A 20,060-nucleotide genomic window follows, 5' to 3' on the forward strand; every position below is an offset into this window, starting at 1 on the left:
TCTATCCCCCATTTATAACTTCTCTCAGCTTTAAAATTATATCCTTTATTCTCTCGCTTTTTGTCTTCATGCTTGCCTTGTTAACTATAAGTCTCGCTGTTGAAGGAAAAATCTCCTCTATAACAACAAGGCCATTCTCTCTTAAAGTCCTTCCAGTCTCCACAATATCAACAATCACTTCTGATAATCCTACAATTGGAGCAAGCTCCACAGAGCCATTTAATTTGATTATCTCAACATTTTCACCTTTTTTCTTAAAAAATTCCTCTGCAACGTTTGGAAATTTAGTAGCAACTCTTTTATTTGTGAGAAAGCTGTCTTTAACATTGGGAGGACCAGCTACTACCATTCTGCAAAATCCAAATTTTAAATCTAAAACTTCGTATAAATCCTTTTTTTGCTCCAACAAAATATCCTTTCCACAAACCCCTAAATCTGCTGCACCGTGCTCCACATAAGTTGGAACATCCATAGGTTTTACAAGCATAAACTTTATAGCATTTTTATTATCTTCTAAAATTAACTTCCTCGATATATCTTTTAACACATCATTAGAAATACCTGCTTTTTTAAATAAAACTACTGCATCCTCTGTCATCCTGCCCTTTGGCAAAGCTATTGAAACAATATCCATGTCATTCCCCCACATCTACGACTTCATCAAAACTTTTTAAATCAATATTTTCACACCTCTTAAAAGTGTACATCTCTACGACATTGCCTTCTTTTCTGAGTACATTAGCCTTTTCATAAGCTCTTCTTCTCTCTTCTTCTTTATACCTTACTAGCACTCTGCGGGGTTTTACCCATTCTCCCTTGCTTTGCCTTTGCAAAGCAAGCATAACTCTTTCTACACTTATTGCAAAGCCTGTAGCAGGCAAGTCTTTACCGTAAATCTTAAGGAGCTTGTCATACCTTCCTCCAGTGCATATAGCATAGCCAAGCCCTTTTACAAAACCTCTAAATATAATTCCTGTGTAATAATTTAGATTTTGCACCATCCCCAAATCAAAACTTATATATTCCTTCATACCAAAGTCCTCAAGTATCTTATACACTCTATCAAGATACTCAAGCACTCCCTCCGTCTCTTTAAAATTTTCTTTTTTTAACTTTTCTAAAATCTCCTCCCCACCGAATAAAAGAGGAAGTTCCCTTAGAAGTTTAGCCTCTTCTCTTTTTATTTCTTTTTGTTTTATGAAATCTTCTATAGCAGATTGGTTTTTTTGCTCTAAAAGTTCTCTCAATAGATTTACATCTTCATTTCCTAGATTTAAATTTCTTACAATACTTCCAAATACTTCAGCATGTCCTATATCAATTTTAAAATCCTTTAAGCCTGTACTTTTTAATGCCTCTATAGAAAGAGCTATAACCTCCGCATCTGATTCTTCGTGATTTGTACCTATAAGCTCTACTCCTGCCTGTGTAAATTCTCTCATTTTACCTACTTGTGTGTCCTCATACCTATACACATTAGCTACATAGCATAACTTAAGTGGGTATCTGCCTTCCAACTTTGTAGAAACAATTCTGGCTATTTGAGCAGTTACATCAGGCCTTAAAGCTAAAATATTCCCCTTTTTATCAAAAAACCTGTACATGCTGTTTTCATCAAATAAATGAGAAAAATTTTCGCTGTACTCAAAAGTGGGAGGCATTATCTCTTTATAGCCAAAACTTTTGAAAACCTCTCTAAATTTGTCCTCTATATTTCTCTTGAATTCATATTCTTCTGGAAGGAAGTCCTGCACTCCATCCGGCAAATATATCATTTAAATCCCTCACATCGCTATGTCTTTGTAACGTGATAAAGTAATGAATTGTATCTCTTTTATTGTATATTAATTTTATATGTATGTCAAGAAGAGACAAAGAATGGGAGAAAAGTACTTCATATTGTGGTATAATGTATTTACACAATGCAAAGAGGCGTTTCTTATGAGGGAAGCTACAGAACTTTTGAGATATTCATTAGAAGATGAATTAAAGAGAATAGTAAATATAATCATTGAGAAGTGCAACCCAGAAAAAATAATACTTTTTGGCTCAATGGCCAGTGGAACTGCCAAAGAGTAGAGTGATATTGACCTAGTTGTAATAATGGAAACAGATTTGAGATTTGTGGATAGAGCTTTGTATAGTGCTTTTGTCGGTTATTTGCCTGGTGGCAGGGAGTTATCTCCCCGCCTCTTATTTTTTATTTAATAAGTTTATCCAAATTGTTTTTTATGCTGTTTATATCCTTCAAACTTACATACTGTCCAATACTTTTTCCATCAATTAATACATACTCGTTATTTTCATCTTTTTTTGCAAAACTTATCCTCTCTACTTTATCTTTCCCATATACATCAAAGGCAAAAGGCCGATCAGCAGAAACGACGTTTTTCCCCTCGTCCAGTCCATTGATTTGCAGTAACACTATGCTATCTAAAAGATTGTCCATTTCTTCTTGTTTAAGAGTTTTCCCATCAAGCTGCCAATTGCCCTTCTCATCTTTTTTAAATTGAAATTCCTTACCGTTTTCATAAAAAACTAATTTTTTTATTTCATTTTTAGGCACAGTTACAACAAATTTCTCCATGTACTTGTACAAATAGTTATCGGTTAGAAAGAAATTTTCTATAGAAGAAGCATTTACCCTGTATATTTCATTGCTCTTATCTGTCCTAATGTAATACCCTTCCATATAGTTCTCTTTGACTGGGGACTTATTCCCTATCATAAGGGAATAAGTGTATCCATTCTTTAATCTTCCTTCTACAACATAGGAAGGTTTTTCAAGTCCATAGGTAAACAAATCACCTTCCAATTTTCTGTCAAAAGTGAGAGAAGTCAAATTGTCTAAAAGCTCATCTACATAAATACTGTCAGCCTTGTAACTGACAGGACTTGTTATATACCAGTCATTTCCTTCTTTTTGAAAGGAAATTAAAGCCTTACCCTGTTTTTCTATCTTCAAAGAAGCTACATCTTCTTTTTTAAAAGTAAAAATTTTATTATCTTCCTTGACAGGCTTGCTTGTTTTTAACTCGTAAAAATAGTACCCTCCAAGAAGGACTAATATGAGCAACAATATGACAGTAGTTTTAAAAATTTTCATGCTGTTTTCCTCCTATACCACATGTATCCTCCCACTATCCACACTGCCAATGGGATGATGACAACTGTAGTATAAAAGAGCATAACTGCCTGTTTTCCTGTCAAAAAAATCTGATTGAACTCCAAAGATTTAGGTCTTATGGAAATCTGAGTAGTCTTATTAGCCAGCCAGTTAGCGGTATTCATAAGAAAATCCCTGTCAGCCTCCAATGTTATTATTTTGTCCGTAAACATCATGCTGCTGCCAACAAGTACCATTTTCATACCTGTCTTTGAATCAGATACCGCAACAGCCAAACTTAAAGGCCCTTTAATGTCTCCATTTTCAAACTTCATTGTCTTTGAACTAAAATTCGTCTTGCCCCAGGCTTTGTCACTAGTTGACAGCAATTGTTCAATTTTAATATTCTCAGCTGGCTTTTCCGCATAAGATATACTCCTTGCCATTGGCATTACTACATATAAATTTGAAAGGTCTAGTTTGTTCGTAATTGTGTGAAATTTATACTGCGGAACTGGTGACAATGGATCCATAAAATAATTTCTAGCAGGGTCTACAACTGCGTCATTGTCAAATTTCACACCCCAGGTAGATAAAAGTTCATTTACAGATTTTTCTGTTAAAGGACCGTATTCTGCTCCCATTGCAATGATTGCTTTGCCACCTTTTTCAAAATAAGCTTTTAGAGCCTGCATTTCTTTATCGGAAAAATCTCTGCGCGGGTTTACAATGACAAGCAAAGCTGTATCCTCCGGTATACCTCCTGCCTGTCCTATATTGAGGTCTTCCACATTGTATCCTTCTCCCTTTAAAGCATTTTTAAAGGTGACCAAGTAGTCAATACTATTTAATTCATCGTGCCCTTGAAGAATATAAGCTTTTAGCTTTTTTGTCTGAGTCACATCAATAATAGCCTGAGTAAACTGCTGCTCTCCATTAAATGTGGCAGTATTAGGTTCATTTCCAAATCCGAAAATATCATAGGAATTCACTACCTGCCTTTTTTCAGAAGGTCCACTCCCAGAGATAAAAAGGACTGTATCGTAATCGGTGATGCCGTATTTTTGCGCAATTGCTGGTTCTTTGTCAGGGTCTACGAAGTGAACACTTATCTCCTTAGACACGCTTCTATACTGGTCGAGCAAATTTTTGACCATCTCCTTTGAATCGGTTCCATCTTTGAAAAAAGCGTAAACCGTGACATCGGTTTTAAGATTTCTAAGCACTTGTTTTGTCTGATCCGAAAGGGTGTACTGCTTATTTTTGGTTAAATCCCATTTTACAGGTTTTTGTGCCACTATCACATTTGCAAGTATCAAAATAGCCAATAGAATAGCTGTCATTAAAAATGCATTTGTCCCATACTTCAGCCTAGTACTGTTCACCTTAATACCTCCTAACTCCAGCGTTTTCTATCTATAACTCTTATTGTGGCAAAGATAAAGAAGATAACTACGCTCAAGAAAAACACAATATCATTTAAATTAACAATTCCATTTTGAAAATTATTCAACCTATCAAAAAATGACAGACTCTTAAAAATTGCTTTTGCTTTACCAGTAAAAACATCTCCCAGCCAGCTTATTACCCAAAATACAAGTATCAAGGCAAATCCGATTACCCCTGCCACCATTTGATTCTCTGTAAGAGAAGAGGCGAAAAGCCCTATTGAAATAAAGGCAATTCCAGACAGGAAAAGCCCTATATAACCCGATATGATGGGCCCCATATCCGGTGAAGAGTATATTTTAAGGTAGAGAGGGTAAATAAATGTTATCACAAGCGTTATAAAGTACACAAAAACTGCAGATAAAAATTTGCCAATCACAATGTCAAAGACTGTAACAGGAGAAGTAAGCAAAAGCTGATCTGTCCCCATTTTCATATCTTCAGAAATTAGCCTCATCGTCAAAATAGGAGCAACAAACATAAAAACTGTCACCATACTTCCTAAAACAGGGCTTAGCTCAGCATAATGAGTAGTCAGCACAAATGTTGCAAAAAAGTATCCCGAAATCAACAAATAAAAGCCCATAAGCACATACGCGGCAGGAGAAAAGAAATAGCTCTTAAGCTCCTTCTTTAATATTTCTAACATCTTCATCGTAACTTTCCTCCTCTGTTGTAAGTTCAAGAAAGACCTCTTCCAAGCTGTATCCCAATGGTCTTAGTTCCAATATTGGGAGCCCTTCTTTGGCAAAGGCAAAAAATACATCTTTTCTTATATCTCTATCATTAGAAGACTCCACTGTAAGTTTTACCATCATATCTTCTTCAATTTCCGCTTCCACATTGATAACTCCGTCAATGTTTTCTACAGTCTTTACCACTTTATCATAGGGACCTTCTGCTTTTATGAAATATCTTCGAACATTTTGCAAAGCTATCGACAGGTTTTCTGTCTTATCCATTGCCACAATTTTCCCTTTGTTTATTATTATCACTCTGTCGCACACCATGCTAACCTCTGGCAGTATATGGGTACTCAAAATAATAGTGTGCTTTCCCCCCAATTTTTTTATTATATCCCTTATTTCTTTAATCTGCTTGGGGTCAAGTCCAACAGTCGGTTCATCTAAAACGAGGACTTCTGGGTCACCTATTATAGCTTGCGCAAGGCCCACTCTCTGTCTGTAACCTCTTGAGAGGTTTTTAATGAGCCTTTTCCTTACCTCCAGCAGTCCTACTTCATTCATTATTCTCTCCACATCTTCCCTTCTCCTTTTAGCGGGGACTCCTTTTATTCCCCCTACAAAGTGAAGGTACGCCTCCACCGTCATATCCAGATATAGAGGTGGTGTTTCAGGCAAATATCCTATATGCTTCTTCGCTTCAATTGGCTGTTCAACTATGTCATACCCTGCAATTTTTATGGTACCACTTGTAGGAGGCATGTAGCCCGTTATCATCTTCATAGTGGTCGTCTTGCCTGCACCGTTGGGCCCTAAAAAACCCACTATTTCACCTTTATCAACAGAAAAACTTATATTATCCACTGCTTTTCGCGTGCCGTATATTTTTGTCACATTTTTTAGCTCTACCATCATCCTTGTCTCAGTCCTCCATTTTACATAGTATGGAAATTATATCATGAAATTTTTAAAAATCTGTGTACAAACTGTTAAGACTTAGTTAAGACCGAAAAGTCATTAAAGAGGCATTTTGTGCTGACAAGAAGAAGACACAAAATGCCTCTTTAATTAACCCATCACGACAAGCACTCTAAAGACTTTATTTTCATCTTTAAGGGGTACAAATTTATCCACAGGTTCCCCATCTAAATAAATCTCTCTTACGCCTTTGTTCACTCTATCTGGATTTATCACCTTTATTACGTATTTGCTGTGGCCATGGGCATATTCTATCACAAAACTTTCCCAGTTTCGAGGAACGCAGGGGTCTACTGTGAATTTATCTCCATATTTTTTTAACCCCAGAATATGTTTAACTGCCACCCTGTACATCCAGCCTGCTGCCCCTGTGTACCAAGTCCACCCTCCTCTTCCCGCATGAGGGTCAACTGCGTACACATCTGCAGCCATCACATATGGTTCTACTTTGTATTTCATGCATTCTATAGGGGTCCTGGTGTGGTTTATTGGGTTTATCATGTTGTAAAGCTTCCAGGCTGTATCTCCATCTCCTAGCTCTGTAAAGGCAAGTATTACCCAGGCAGCTGCATGGGTATACTGCCCGCCGTTTTCCCTCACTCCGGGCACATAACCTTTTATATACCCCGGATTTAAATCCCCAGAATCAAAAGGCGGCGTCAAAAGCTTGATTATCCCTTCTTCTTCATTCACCAGATAATTCACGACCGCTTTCATGGCTTCTTTTGCTCTTTCTATTCTTCCGCCTTTAGAAATTAAAGCCCACGACTGTGATATAGAGTCGATCTTGCACTCCAAGTTGTTAATGGACCCGAGTGGAGTGCCGTCGTCAAAATATGCTCTTTTGTACCAACTGCCATCCCAAGCATTTTCCTCTATTGACTTTAAAAGCCTCTCTGCTTCCTTAATGTATTTTTCTTTTCTTTCAATATCTCCCATTTTTTCAGAGATAGAAGCAAACTTCTTTAGGACAGTGTATAAAAACCATCCCAGCCATACACTCTCCCCCTTCCCTCTATGCCCCACCTTGTTCATTCCATCGTTCCAGTCACCTGTTCCCATTAGAGGAAGGCCGTGTTCCCCAAATTTCAAAGCATAATCTATGGCTTTGACACAGTGCTCATACACCGTTCCTTTATGAGAAGAAATAGAGGGAACAGAATATCTCTCCTCTTCCTCTTCCTTGAGAGGAAGGTCTTCTAAATATCCCGCTTTTTCTTCTAATATTGCCCAATCTTCTGTCTTCTCTACATAGTCAGCTACTACATAAGGAAGCCATAGAAGGTCATCTGAAAATTTCGTCCTTATTCCCTTGTTTAAAACAGGATGCCACCAATGCTGTACATCTCCTTCTATAAATTGATGCTCACAAGCATTTATTATCTGCCTTTTTGTAAACTCTGGATTCAAAAGTACCACATTCATGGCATCCTGCAATTGGTCCCTAAATCCATATGCACCCCCTGACTGATAAAATGCTGAGCGCGCCCACAATCTACAGGCTATCGTCTGATAGGGTAACCACCCATTTACAAGCAAATCAAGAGATTTATCAGGCGTATTTACCGTGAGTTTACCCAAAATTTCCCCCCAAAATCCTTTTACCTTTTCTAGTTCTTTTTTACAGTTTTCTACTTTTGAATATTTCAAAGCCAAATCTTTTGCCTCTTTCTTCTCTTTAGCATGTCCTAACAGGATTGATATCTCTTTCTCTTCACCAGCTCCTATTTCTACAGAAAACTCAATTGCACTGCAAGGATCAACCGCCAGTCCTTCTGAATTAGAAAGAGTTTCATAGGAAAGAGCTTGAGGGCTACTTAAGTCAAAACCTACCCCTATAAACTCCCCTCTTTCGCTCTCATAAGAGTTTATCCCCTCTGATGTGGCTAGAAATGCTATTCTATTAACAAAATCTTCATTGTACACATTTCTTATATACAAAATCCTTTCTTCCTTATCAAATTCAGAAGCAATATACTGCGACGTAGCCTCATCCGTGACCCCTAGAACTGGCCTAATGTAATAAACTATCTGGATTTTTCTGCTATTTTTAGATGTGTTTTTTAATTTAATCAAATTTATCTTTACAGAATCTTCCTTAGGAACAAACATTGTGAGCCTGCTTTTTAATTCGCAACTTGCGCTTTCAAAAGTAGAATATCCAAAACCATGTCTTATATAGTAAATACCTGAATTTCCTGCTGGATGCGGAGTAATTGTCCATTTCTCTCCTGTAATTTCGTCTATTAGATATATCACTTCTCCATGAGGGTCTAAAACAGGGTCATTGTACCAGGGAGTAAGCTTGTATTCCCTGCTATTTTCTGCCCATGTATAACCTGCCCCCACCTCAGAAACCTGAAAACCAAAATTGGGGTTGGAAATTATGTTTATCCATGGCGCCGGACTGCTTTTCCCTTCCCATTTTATTACATATTCTTTTCCATCAGGGGTAAAACCTCCAAACCCATTGTAATACTGAAGTTCTATTTCTTCCAGCCCATCATCTCTACAGCTTGAAACTTTTTCTTGGAAGCTTCTAGGTTTTAATGCCTTTTTGTGAACTTTAACCATTATTTGGTCATAAATAGATTCATTTTTGCCGTCAAATTTGAGAGCTGCTACAGCGTTTAAAAGGTAGAAATCATCTTCTTTTAAGTTATTTTCTTGAAGCAAATATACTCCTCCATATTTTCCAAATACATCGTAAGCAAAGGTGGTATTTATAACCTCTTTTATTTTGTCGTTTAAAGGTTGCAAGTATCCGCTTTTGTCCTTGTTCACTATCACAAGGTCAATGTTTATGCCCTTCATCCTCCAGTATTCATAAGCTTTCAAAAACCATTTTACCAACTCTATCTCTTCCATCTTTTCCACTTCTAAAAGCACAATTGGCAAATCTCCCGAAATTCCATGAGCCCACAATCCCGATTGCCCTTTTGTGTTTTTCAGTATCATTTCTTCTCTCATTTTTCTTTGAGGGCTTGCAAAAATGAGATAGGGGAGCATTCTCTGAAATAATCCCAATTCTCTTGGCTTTAAGTTTATATACTCCAGTTCTACTCTGCTTCTAGTCCATGACATCTCAAAAGCTCTTTCTATAGCATTTTCCTCTTTATACTTTGAAACGATTTTTACTGCTTCTTCTTTTGTCTCTGTGATGGCCGAAATATACGCTATTTTCGCAACGCCCCCCGGCATTATTCTTATTCTCTTTCTCAGACTTACAATTGGGTCTAAAACAGCTCCTTCTGTGTTAGAAAGAGGCTGATCTGGCTCAAGAGCCAAAGGTTTTCTCACGCTTCTCCCTCTACCTATAAACTTAAGCCTATCCGTCTCAAACTGGGTGTCTCCCATCGCCTCCCCACTTAAAACCACGACTTTATGTAAAGCCCACAATCTAGACTTTTCTGGATCTCTTGGCCTTCTGCACACTATAATCGCATCCTCATCCTTCAAAAACTCCGTCTTTACAAATAGCTTGTTAAAAGCAGGGTGTGCTACATCTGAAGGCAAATCCATCAAACTTATCTCAGAAAAACTGGTAATCTCAAGTATCTGGGGGTATTTGCTGTGGTTTTTCAAAGTAAGCCTTCTTATCTCCACATCATCTTCAGGCGACACAGTAATCTCCAAATAACTATCTATGCCGCCTACTCTCTTAAAGTACTCAGCTTTGTCGGCAGAGAAAACCACCCTGTAATGCTGCCCTTTTTGATAAAAAGGCGCAAAAGTGGCTGACCACACCTCGTTTGAATCCACGTTGCGTATAAAGATAAATGTGCCGTAATCTTGAGCAATGTCTTTTCTCCACCTGTTTAGGAAAATACCTTTAATATTCTTGCTGTATCCTGTACCTTTCTCTGTAAGCATCACAAAATATTTGCCGCTAGAAACAATGTGCACCTCTGGAATCCAGCTTCTCGATTCTCCCAGAACTCTCACAAAGTCTAAATCTTCTTTTCGTATTTTTTGAATTTTCCTTGGTTCTTCTCTTTCTTCTCTAGTCATATCCAGATAGATAGGAGCTTTTTCTTGCAACAAAATTTGTGTAGCTTTCACTCTCGGATCTCTGTGAAATCTTTTTTGCATTATATTTTCATGTATAAAATTATCTATCGCCACAAAAATCATGCCTTGATGATGGGCCATAAAACTTTTGACAATGGCATTCTTTTTCCCAAAAGGCACCCTCTCCGGAGTGTAATCAATTGCCTCATACAATCCGTACTCTCCTTCTGCTCCTTCCTTTTTTAAAAACTCTATATTTTTCATAACTCCTTCTGGGTCAACAGAAATTGCCAAAATAGACCCGTAAGGAGCTACTACCTTGTCATGGGAAAGTCCTCTTTTCAGTCCCAAAATTGGAACACCAAAAGCCTTGTATTGATAGTTAAGGCTCATATCAAAGGCATAAAATCCTGACTCAGAAATACCCCATGGAATACCCAATTTAACTCCATACTCTTTTTGCACTTTTGCCGCAAAAGAATAAGTCTCATCCAATAAAGTATTTTCATAATTTTTCATTATCAAAAGGGGCATAAAATACTCAAACATCGTCCCTGACCATGAAACCAGTCCTTTAGACCTATTCGCCCTTGTAAGCATCCTTCCTAATTTAAACCAGTGTTTCTTGTCAACTTCTCTTTTGGCAATGGCAATAAAGCTTGCCTGTCTTGCTTCAGAAGCAAGCAAGTCATAATAGGACTTAGTAAGCTTTTCTTCCTCTACATTGTATCCAATAGAGAAAAGTTGCCTCTTTTCATCGTACAAATGCTTGAACTCTGTCTTTTCAATTATATCTTCAATTTCCTGTTTTAATTTCAATATCCTCTCTTTTAACTCCTCAATTTTTTCAACAGCTCTCTGTATCTGTTTTATCTTAAATTCAGGCAGTCCTTCCTTCTTTGCTCTAAAAGTTTCCTCCAGATATTTCTCATACACTTTTTTCAGCTCTTCAAAAGAATTGCATTCATTAAAAATTTCTCCATAACCTCCCTCAGCATCTTCAAATTCCAGCCACGGCATAAATTCTCTAATCTCATTTTTAAATTTTTTTACAATATCTCTTAGTCTTTCCTCCTCTACCTCTTCTAAATCATCTAGAATTTTTTTCCATGCAAGAGGGTCTATATCCCCTTTTTTGAGAAACTCCTCAAAGAGACTCTTATCAATTCTTTCAATCTTCAGCATTCTGACAGTATCTTTTAAACCTCTTAAAAACTCCAAGTCAATAACAGGCTTATCTAAAAACTCTTCCAAAGCCTCTTTAACGATAATCAAATATCCAACCAAATTACCGCTGTCCACCGTAGACACATAATAAGGTCTTAAGGGTTTAAGTGTGCGCGTGTCGTACCAGTTAAAAAGGTGTCCATTCCATTTTTCCATCTTTTTTATGGTATTTATAGTGTTTTCAATACGATCTACCATTTCACTGGTGGTTATGTACCCCAAATCCCTTGCACCAACAGTTGAAACAAGGTAAAGACCAATATTGGTAGGAGACGTCCTTTCTGCTATGCCGTTTGGAGGGTCTTCCTGAAAATTATCAGGCGGCAGGTAATTTTGAGCTTCTGTAACTGTATCTTCAAAAAATTTCCATGTCTTTCGCGCAATCAATCTCACCTCTTCTATATCCTCATCCAAAATAAATTTTATTTTGAGAAGGACAGGTTGACTTATGTAAAAAGCTACATAGGGTGAAAAAGCCCAGAGGAAAAATACTCCCACTGCAAAAATCAGAGCCCCAGGTTTAAAGTAAGCTGTTAAAAGGATTAATACCACTCCTTTTAGCAATACCACCCACATTCTCTTTACAAAGCTTATAAAATCATTTTTCAGCCTCTTTTCCATATCTGCAGCTGTTACCCATTCCAAAAGATTCCTCTTAGTTATGTACATCCTGCTAATAGTTCTTATTATGGCATCTGCCATAATATAGGCATTATATGGCAAAAAGATAAAATTAAGCAGTGCTTGGTAAAAAGCTGCCTCAACTCCCGTTATAACTGCCCTATGCCTTTTTTCTAAATACTGCCTTAACTGACCTCTAAAAATCAAATCAAACAGAGTAAGTATCACAGGAAAAAACACAGTTAAAGCAGCAACCGCTACCCAGAATAGAGCACTTGCTGGCAAAACTGAAAATCCAAGAAAAAGCATTACGATCAGAGAAAGTGAAATTAAACTCCTCCTCAGATTATCCATAATTTTCCATTTAGTTATCAAAGAAAGAGGGTTTCTTATCAGTTCTCCTCTCCTGTTCCTTATTTTCGACCTCAAATAAGGCAAAAGTTGCCAGTCGCCTCTTACCCATCTGTGCAGCCTCATCATGTAAGAATTGTACTTTGCAGGAAATCCATCTATCAATTCAATATCTGTCACCAAACCGGTCCTCACAAAAGACCCTTCTAGAAGGTCATGGCTTAATATGGAATTATCCGGTATAGTGTCCTTCAAAAGCTCTCTAAATACGTCGACATCAAATATGCCTTTGCCCGTGTAAATTCCTTCACCGAATAAATCCTGGTATATGTCAGAAGTCGCTGTGGTGTATGGGTCTATACCTCCTTCTCCACCGTATATCTTAGAAAATAAAGAGGCGTTAGCGCTTTCTATATCAACGCCAATTCTGGGCTGAAGTAGACCATACCCCTCCACTACAATTCCCTCGTCTCTGTCAATTATGGCTCTGTTTAGAGGATGCAGCATTGCTCCCACTAACTTCTTAGCCGTATCTATAGGCAAATTTGTATCAGCGTCCAGCGTTATTACATATTTGATTCCAAGTTTAGACACATCATCGCTTACTATGTAAAATGTGGTATCCTTCTCCCCTCTTAAAAGGTCAACAAATTCCATTAAAGCTCCTCTTTTTCTCTCCCATCCCATCCAGCTCTTCTGCATTTCGTTGTAAACTCTTTTTCTGTGGAAATAGTAAAATACCTTCTCACCATTTTCGGCATACTTCTCATTCAATTTTTCAATCTCTTCTAAGGTCGCTTTCACTATCTTTTCATCTTCAGGCATCACTTCAAGGGGAGCATCTTTGAAATCCCCTAAAATTCCAAAGTATAGATTTCTTTCCCTGTTTGCGTGATAATACACCTCCAAGTTCTCCACAAGCTCTTTTGCCTTCTTCTCATCCGGCAAAAGAGAAGATATGACGACAAAGGTCTTGGCATCATCCGGTATTCCATCTTTTAATTCAATTTTCGGCAGCATTACTGGCTTAAAAATGTGCATTAACACCCAGTTAGTCAGCTGAATTGAAATTTCACTTAAAGGAATAGCCAAAACCAAAGAAGATGCAAATAAGTTCCAAAAGCTACCCGTAAAATGGCGCAAATAACCAAGACTAATTATCTCGCCCAATGCAAAGAAAAGAATTATCAACCCAAAGTAGACAGTTGCCGGATTTTTCTGCCTTATCCTGTAAAAATCAAAAAATCTCCTCTTTTTATTGTTAAGCTTGCTCTCTAATATGCTTCTTCCTTTTCCTATGAGATAAAATCCTACGTGATTTATGTAACCCAGGTTTTCCCCCTGGTCAGCGACTTCCCTTGCGCATTCAACTGCCTTTTTGGCCACGTATGTCTCTGACACGTTGTAATACCTAGCCAACTTCTCTATTTCATGCCTGTAGTAATCTTTTGATTCGAAATCCATTTTTGGATAAGTACCATCAGGGTCCTGTTTTAAAACCTGTTCTACAGGGCTTAATGTCTCAAAAATCTCAGCCCAGTCCAATGAGGAGACTGTTTTTAAACTTACAATAGCATTACCTATTGATACCTGCCTTTTTGCCTGGAAATAGTGCGCCTTTTCAGCAATATCGTTTATGCTAGAATCATACTCCATGAGAATTTTCTCTAAGGTTTTTAGAATGTCTGAAGAATTGCTTCCTTCTCTCTTTATCCTGCTCACAAGATATTCTACAAACTGAAGAGGAAATCTGTCCACAACTTTTATATTGCTCTTTATTAGCTTCTTTACCTCTTCATAAGGCATCTCTTTTTCCATCAATGCTGATAATATTTTTTCTGCCTTTCCCCTTTGAAGTCTTGATTCAACAATTTCCTCGCATACTTTCTTTATCTTTTCAATCAAAGCAATGCGTATCATAAGGCTCAAAGCCCACAACTCAGAAGTAGTGAGCAAAGCCTTTTTCTGATATGCCTTTATGAAATTGATAATTCCCTTTTCCTCAATCTTTCCATCTGTGTGCAAAACAAGCTCAAAAGCCAAAGCGTACACTCTAGGATATCCTTTAAAAACGCCGCTTTTAAGAACCGGCAGGCCAGCGTAGTACTTTCTAGTCAGGCTTTTTCTTATCTCCTTCACCTGTTCTTCAATTACATAAAAATTGTCTAAAAGCCATTCTTCTTCTTGAGAAATATACGTATCTTTCTCTTTTAAAAGATTGTTCAAACTCCTGTACACACTTTTTATGTACTCATAATTTTTATTCATTCTAGGAACTAAAAGAAAGGAAGCTCTGTTTCTATTTGCTATTACGTGATTCTGAGCTAATTCCTCAGCGTGCTTTTCCATTTCTTCTGAACTTAAGATTATATCGTCAAACTCTCTCATTGAATCATCTACTTCAATCTTTTTACTTTTTAAGTAAATCCCTGCCAAAAGTAATATCAAAACAAATACCGCATACCACAAGGCCCGTCAACTCCTCCTACATCGCAGTTTTTATGCTAAAAATATTATTCCCCCAAAATTAACTTTTTAAAGCAAAAAATAAAAGCCCTACTAAAAGGGCTTTTCATTCCTCCCATACTTCTATATCTCTTAGCCACTTCGGAAAATAATTTTTAACTACTCCCTTTGCAACTCTGCCCCAGCCAGCTGGGAAATTTTCTGCTGTAAAAAGTATCCATCCATCTTCTTCGTCAAGTTCAAAGGTCTCTCCATTTAGATATTTTTCTCTCTGAAATTTGTCAAGCTCTAATACCCTTTTAATCTGGCTTGGCTTTAATCCCATAGCCAACCAGTGAGAAGGTTCAAATCGATTTTTTTTGAGCTCTCCCATAAGCCAGCCATGCCTGTAAATCCTTATGCCTTTTAATTCCGGCAGATCCAAAGGCACATGATACACAAAGTTATTGTCTACTTGAAGATTTAGTATCTCCAAATCTAAATCGAGATATTTATCTGCAAACTGATAAAAAAGCTCTAATTCTTTTTGATGTTTCTTTTTCTCAACTTTTCTCTTAAAATTTACATTCACATCTTCTCCATTCTTTTTGAGCTTTGCGATAAAATGTCCCTCTCCCCTTACCTTGTGAGGCCATAGCCTCATGCATTTTTCAAGTTCTTTAGGGCCGTCCACCCACTCGGGATGCCCTTTATCAAAAAAGTGACTTAACTCGCTTTCTACTACCTCAAATTCCGGGTTTTCTTCTAAAAACTTCTTTATGACCCCTTCGTTTTCTTCCGGCGAAAAAGTGCAGGTAGAATATACCAATACCCCCCCTCTTTTAAGCAAAGGTGCTACGCTTCTCAAGATATTTCTCTGAGTTATAGAACAGCTCAATACATTATTTAAAGACCATATTCTCCTAGCAGCAGGGTCTTTTCTAAACATTCCCTCTCCAGAACAAGGCGCATCTACTACTATTTTGTCAAAATACCCTTCAAAAGCTTGAATTAACCTCTCCGGCCTTTCATTTAAGAGAACTATATTTCTTATTCCCATTCTAGCCACATTTTCTTCTAAAGCCCTTATCCTCTTTCTATCTATCTCATTTGCCACAATAAGGCCTTCATCCCCAATTTTAGATGCAATGTGAGTAGTCTTTCCTCCCGGGGCAGCGCTCACATCCAAAATTTTCTCACCAGGCTTGGGATCTAATACCTCCACTACAGCCATTGCCGTAGGCTCTTGTATGTAATAAAGTCCTAACACATGGTACAAGTGATTCCCTGCTTTTTCTTCTTTTTCATAGTAAAACCCTGTTGGACACCACGGAATGGGTTCTATCTCAAAAGGCGCAATTTTTTTAAAATTTTCCACATCAATTTTCAAAGTATTTACTCTCAATCCCTTTTGAGGCTTTTTCTCATACTCCTTCAAAAAGGCTTCGTACTCTTCCTTTAAAAGCTCCTTCATCCTCTTTAAAAACTCTTCTTTGACCGGTACTTTCATCTCTTATTACCCCTATTTTTAAAACTTTATAGTTTCACCATTATTTTCAGCAGATAAAATTATTTTATCCAGTACAACTTGGTCTTTATAAGCCTCTTCAAATGTAGGTGTCTCCTCAAATACAATTTCACTTTCTACAATGTTTGTAAAAAAGTTTATAAGGCTTGCCATGTGCATATCTACCATCCAACCCAGTGAGTATTTTTCGGGGGGATAAATTGAATTCACATATTTGCTAAATTCACTTTTATTATCATAATCCCCTGTTATCTCTTTATTCTCTTGCTTTTTGTACAAAATAGCATATCTCGGGTGCTTTGTAGATATTTTTATCGACCCTTTAGTACCATAAATTTCAAATTTCGTCTCTTCCTCAATATCAGGAGATATTCTAGAAGCTTCCATGGTTCCCCAGCCTCCTCCCTCCAGTTCTACCTCTACACTTGTCCAGTCATCCACATCTACGCAATCGTAAATTTCTGAACCTTTCTCCACGGGTCTTTCTTTAAAATAAGTTTTAGAAATCGCCCTCAAAGATTTTATCTCCCCCAGCATGAACCTTACTGCATCTACAAGGTGTATCCCCATATCCAGTATAGCTCCACCACCAGAAGTGGACTTTTTCAATTTCCACGAAATAGGCCTTTTAGGGTCCATATATCCAGAGTGAAGCATCAAAGCCTTAAAATTTAAAATTTCTCCTATTTCCCCATTTTTAATCATATCCCTTGCCTGTGTTATAGCAGGCATAAACCTGTACATCAAAGCTGTCTGATGTATTAGTCCTTTCTTTTTTGCACTCTCCATTATATCATAGGCTTCCTTACTGTTTACCCCTATAGGCTTTTCAAGATACAAAGGTATACCTCTTTCTATGGTCTTCATGGCTTGTTCATAATGAAGGTAATTGGGAGTACATATATCAACAGCATCTGAATTTTCTAAAACTTCCTCTAAGCTCTTTGCCCCTTTTTCAAAAAAATGAGGTATGTCATTGAGGTTGTTTTTATAAACTCTTCCCAGTTTAACTTCAAAAGGAAGATTTTTAAATATAAGTGGCATTGAAAAGCAGGCAATAGCGTGAATTGATCCAATAAACCCAAGTCCAGCAAATCCGAGTTTTATCATTTTTTTGCTCACACAATCACTCCTTATTTTCTATAAAATCTACAAAATAATTATAGCACTAAAATATTTAAAAGGTAGCTTCTAACGCTACCTTTAGACTTATAGAGTTTCTCAGTCTACCTTTCCTATATACAGGCTGCCTCTTTTTTATCTTCTTCACTTTTTTCTATAAACTCAGAAATTATCGGCCCAATCTTGTCTATATCCACCAGAAAAGCGTCATGCCCCTGAATAGAAGAAATCTCTTCAAAGCTTCCTCTGCCCCCTACTGCATTTAGCTTCTTAATAAATTCAATCATATATTTTGAGGGAAAAATCATATCCGTATCTATCCCAATCATCAATACCTCTGCCTTAATTCTTTTTAAAGCAGCTTTCAAGCTCCCGTAGGGTTTTGTTATGTCGTGCTCATTCATAGCCCACAGGATGTAAAGATATGAGTTAGCATCAAAGCGGTTTATAAAGGAAAGGCCGTGGTAATCCAGATAATTCTCTACCTCAAAATTCATTCCATTTTTTGCCCTTCCAAATCTCACGTCAAAAAGTTCACCGCTTTTATAAGTAATCATTCCCAGCATTCTAGCAGTGCTCAAACCTTTATGAGGTTTTTCAGGTTTATCGTAATAATCTCCTCCGTAAAAATGCGGGTCATTCAAAACAGATTGTATGCCAACGTAATTATAGGCTATGTTAAGAGGCGTTAACTTATAATCCGCAGCAATTACAACAGCTTTTTTAACAATATCTGGATATGTCACTGCCCATTCCAGTGCCTGCATTCCCCCCATAGACCCCCCTATCACAACCTTTACTTCATCTATCCCTAGATAGTCCAAAAGCAATTTCTGCACTCTTACCATATCCCTTATATTAATTTTAGGAAACTTAAGCCCATACGGTTTTCCTGTAGAAGGATCTATAGATGAGGGTCCTGTTGTGCCATAGCAGCTTCCGAGAAAATTAGAACATATTACAAAGTATCTCTCTGTATCTATATACTTCCCCGGGCCAATCAAACCGTCCCACCAACCAGGATTGTTCTTCCCCGGATGCACTCCAGCTGCATGGGCACTGCCACTTAAAGCGTGTTCTACAAGTATTACATTGTCCTTTTTTTCATTCAATTGCCCGTAAGTTTCATACACAATTGTAAGCTCTTTAAAGCCATAACCGCTTTCCGTAGTAAAAACAGGATCCCCTTTTAAAGTAACTTTTTTCTCTTCTACTATCATTCCCATCCCCCCTTACTTTTGAGAACTGTAAAGTGCAAAATCCAGGTCTTCAAGAATATCCTCTATATCTTCAAGGCCAATAGAAAGCCTAATCATATCCTCAGTAACGCCTGAAGCCAATTGTTCTTCTTTTGAAAGCTGCTGATGGGTGGTGCTAGCAGGATGTATGACCAAAGACCTTACATCTCCTATATTTGCAAGATGGGTGAATAATCTTAAGTTCTCTATAAACTTTACCCCTGCCTCAAAGCCTCCTTTTATTCCAAAAGTCAAAACTCCACCCTGCCCTTTTGGAAGATATTTTTGAGCAAGCTCATAATAAGGGCTTGACTTAAGGCCAGGATAGTTTACCCAGCTCACAAGAGGATGAGAAGCCAGAAATTCTGCCACGCGAAGTGCATTATAACTATGCCTTTCCATTCTGAGTGCAAGTGTCTCAAGCCCTTGAACGAACAAGAAAGCGTTAAAAGGCGAAAGAGCCGCCCCCAAGTCTCTTAAAAGCTGCACTCTTGCTTTGACTATATAAGCCCTCTCTCCAAACTCTTTCACATACCTTATCCCGTGGTAAGAGGGGTCAGGTTCTGTAAGCTCTGGAAACTTGCCATTCGCCCAATTAAATTTTCCAGAGTCCACAATTACACCTCCGATAGAAGTACCATGCCCTCCTATAAACTTTGTGGTTGAGTGGACTACTATGTCTGCGCCAAATTCTATAGGCCTTGAAAGATATGGAGTTGCAAAAGTATTATCTACAATAAGGGGTATACCTGCATTGTGAGCAACTGATGCTATTTTTTCTATATCAGCCACATCAATTTTGGGATTGCCAATTGTCTCTACGTATAAAGCTTTGGTCTTCTCCGTTATTTTTTCTCTAAAATTTTCAGGGTCACTTGGATCTGCAAACTTCACATTTATACCGAATTTCTTAAGGGTAGAGGCAAAAAGGTTATAAGTCCCGCCGTAGAGATTCGTAGAAGCTACAATCTCATCTCCAGCCCCTGCAATATTTGTAACAGCTATAGTTATAGCAGCCTGCCCTGAAGCTACTGCCAGCGCTCCTACTCCCCCTTCTAATGCAGCCATTTTCCTTTCAAAAGCGTCTACAGTGGGATTCATCATCCTCGTGTAAATATACCCGTCTTCCTTTAGAGAAAATAAGTCTGCTGCATGCTGCGTGCTCTTAAAGGCAAAGGAGGTAGTTTGGTAGATTGGCAGCGCTACTGCACCAGTAGTAGGGTCAGGTTCCCATCCCTCATGAATTGCTATAGTAGAAAAACCGTATTTTCTCTTCATTCTTCCTCTCCTCTCTCCTAAAT

Annotated in this window: 11 protein-coding genes and 1 pseudogene; 1 reads left to right on the top strand and 11 read right to left on the bottom strand. The window is 37.8% G+C overall.

Annotated features, from left to right (window positions below; genetic code table 11):
* Position 1 precedes the first annotated feature (1 nt).
* Together hisG and hisZ are read right to left on the bottom strand one after the other, a co-directional pair.
* Positions 2-634 carry an ATP phosphoribosyltransferase gene (gene hisG, locus EV203_RS04340; protein WP_009610411.1) on the bottom strand — a complete coding sequence of 211 codons (633 nt, stop codon included), beginning with the start codon at positions 632-634 and terminating at the stop codon, positions 2-4.
* Between the two features lies 1 nt (position 635).
* Positions 636-1,775 (bottom strand): ATP phosphoribosyltransferase regulatory subunit, encoded by a 1,140-nt coding sequence (gene hisZ / locus EV203_RS04345; protein WP_009610404.1) that lies wholly within the window; start codon positions 1,773-1,775, stop codon positions 636-638.
* 166 nt (positions 1,776-1,941) lie between these two features.
* Between hisZ and EV203_RS04350 the strand changes: the two are divergent.
* Positions 1,942-2,208, top strand: a pseudogene (locus tag EV203_RS04350) (nucleotidyltransferase domain-containing protein).
* On the opposite strand, the gene EV203_RS04355 reads toward EV203_RS04350, so the two are convergent.
* The 9 genes from EV203_RS04355 to EV203_RS04395 all read right to left on the bottom strand — a co-directional run bounded on the left by EV203_RS04355 (position 2,201) and on the right by EV203_RS04395 (position 20,037).
* The gene (locus tag EV203_RS04355) at positions 2,201-3,106 is read right to left on the bottom strand and encodes a DUF4340 domain-containing protein (RefSeq protein ID WP_009610402.1); all 906 of its coding nucleotides are present in this window, start codon (positions 3,104-3,106) and stop codon (positions 2,201-2,203) included. The pseudogene EV203_RS04350 and the gene EV203_RS04355 overlap by 8 nt on opposite strands.
* Positions 3,103-4,491, bottom strand: a complete 1,389-nt coding sequence (locus tag EV203_RS04360; protein WP_011026238.1) for a GldG family protein — start codon at positions 4,489-4,491, stop codon at positions 3,103-3,105. Before EV203_RS04360 ends, EV203_RS04355 begins: the two co-directional genes overlap by 4 nt.
* An 11-nt stretch (positions 4,492-4,502) precedes the next feature.
* The gene (locus EV203_RS04365; protein ID WP_132039322.1) at positions 4,503-5,210 is read right to left on the bottom strand and encodes an ABC transporter permease; all 708 of its coding nucleotides are present in this window, start codon (positions 5,208-5,210) and stop codon (positions 4,503-4,505) included.
* Entirely contained in the window at positions 5,176-6,153 is a 978-nt protein-coding gene (locus EV203_RS04370; protein WP_132039324.1) for an ABC transporter ATP-binding protein, read from the bottom strand. The genes EV203_RS04365 and EV203_RS04370 overlap by 35 nt, the downstream gene beginning before the upstream one ends.
* 153 nt (positions 6,154-6,306) lie before the next feature.
* Positions 6,307-14,895: a glycoside hydrolase family 94 protein gene (locus tag EV203_RS04375; protein WP_132039326.1), complete on the bottom strand. Its 8,589-nt coding sequence runs from the start codon at positions 14,893-14,895 to the stop codon at positions 6,307-6,309.
* A 103-nt stretch (positions 14,896-14,998) separates the two neighbouring features.
* Complete coding sequence (locus EV203_RS04380) at positions 14,999-16,381, bottom strand: RsmB/NOP family class I SAM-dependent RNA methyltransferase (protein WP_011026242.1); 1,383 nt, start codon at positions 16,379-16,381, stop codon at positions 14,999-15,001.
* Between the two features lie 18 nt (positions 16,382-16,399).
* Complete coding sequence (locus EV203_RS04385) at positions 16,400-17,521, bottom strand: Gfo/Idh/MocA family protein (RefSeq protein ID WP_011026243.1); 1,122 nt, start codon at positions 17,519-17,521, stop codon at positions 16,400-16,402.
* Between the two features lie 113 nt (positions 17,522-17,634).
* Complete coding sequence (gene metX, locus EV203_RS04390; protein ID WP_132039328.1) at positions 17,635-18,741, bottom strand: homoserine O-acetyltransferase MetX; 1,107 nt, start codon at positions 18,739-18,741, stop codon at positions 17,635-17,637.
* Positions 18,742-18,753: 12 nt separating this feature from the next.
* Positions 18,754-20,037, bottom strand: coding sequence for a homocysteine synthase (locus EV203_RS04395; protein ID WP_009610397.1), 1,284 nt, complete (start codon positions 20,035-20,037; stop codon positions 18,754-18,756).
* Positions 20,038-20,060 lie beyond the last annotated feature (23 nt).

Origin of the sequence: Caldanaerobacter subterraneus, assembly GCF_004345675.1 — a bacterium.
GTDB classification, from domain to species: domain Bacteria; phylum Bacillota; class Thermoanaerobacteria; order Thermoanaerobacterales; family Thermoanaerobacteraceae; genus Thermoanaerobacter; species Thermoanaerobacter subterraneus.

Coding starts and splice junctions, on each gene's coding strand:
- EV203_RS04395 (WP_009610397.1), bottom strand. CDS start 20,037: ATGAAGAGAAAATACGGTTTTTCTACTATAGCAATTCATGAGGGATGG.
- EV203_RS04365 (WP_132039322.1), bottom strand. CDS start 5,210: ATGAAGATGTTAGAAATATTAAAGAAGGAGCTTAAGAGCTATTTCTTT.
- hisZ (WP_009610404.1), bottom strand. CDS start 1,775: ATGATATATTTGCCGGATGGAGTGCAGGACTTCCTTCCAGAAGAATAT.
- EV203_RS04370 (WP_132039324.1), bottom strand. CDS start 6,153: ATGATGGTAGAGCTAAAAAATGTGACAAAAATATACGGCACGCGAAAA.
- metX (WP_132039328.1), bottom strand. CDS start 18,741: ATGATAGTAGAAGAGAAAAAAGTTACTTTAAAAGGGGATCCTGTTTTT.
- EV203_RS04380 (WP_011026242.1), bottom strand. CDS start 16,381: ATGAAAGTACCGGTCAAAGAAGAGTTTTTAAAGAGGATGAAGGAGCTT.
- EV203_RS04355 (WP_009610402.1), bottom strand. CDS start 3,106: ATGAAAATTTTTAAAACTACTGTCATATTGTTGCTCATATTAGTCCTT.
- hisG (WP_009610411.1), bottom strand. CDS start 634: ATGGATATTGTTTCAATAGCTTTGCCAAAGGGCAGGATGACAGAGGAT.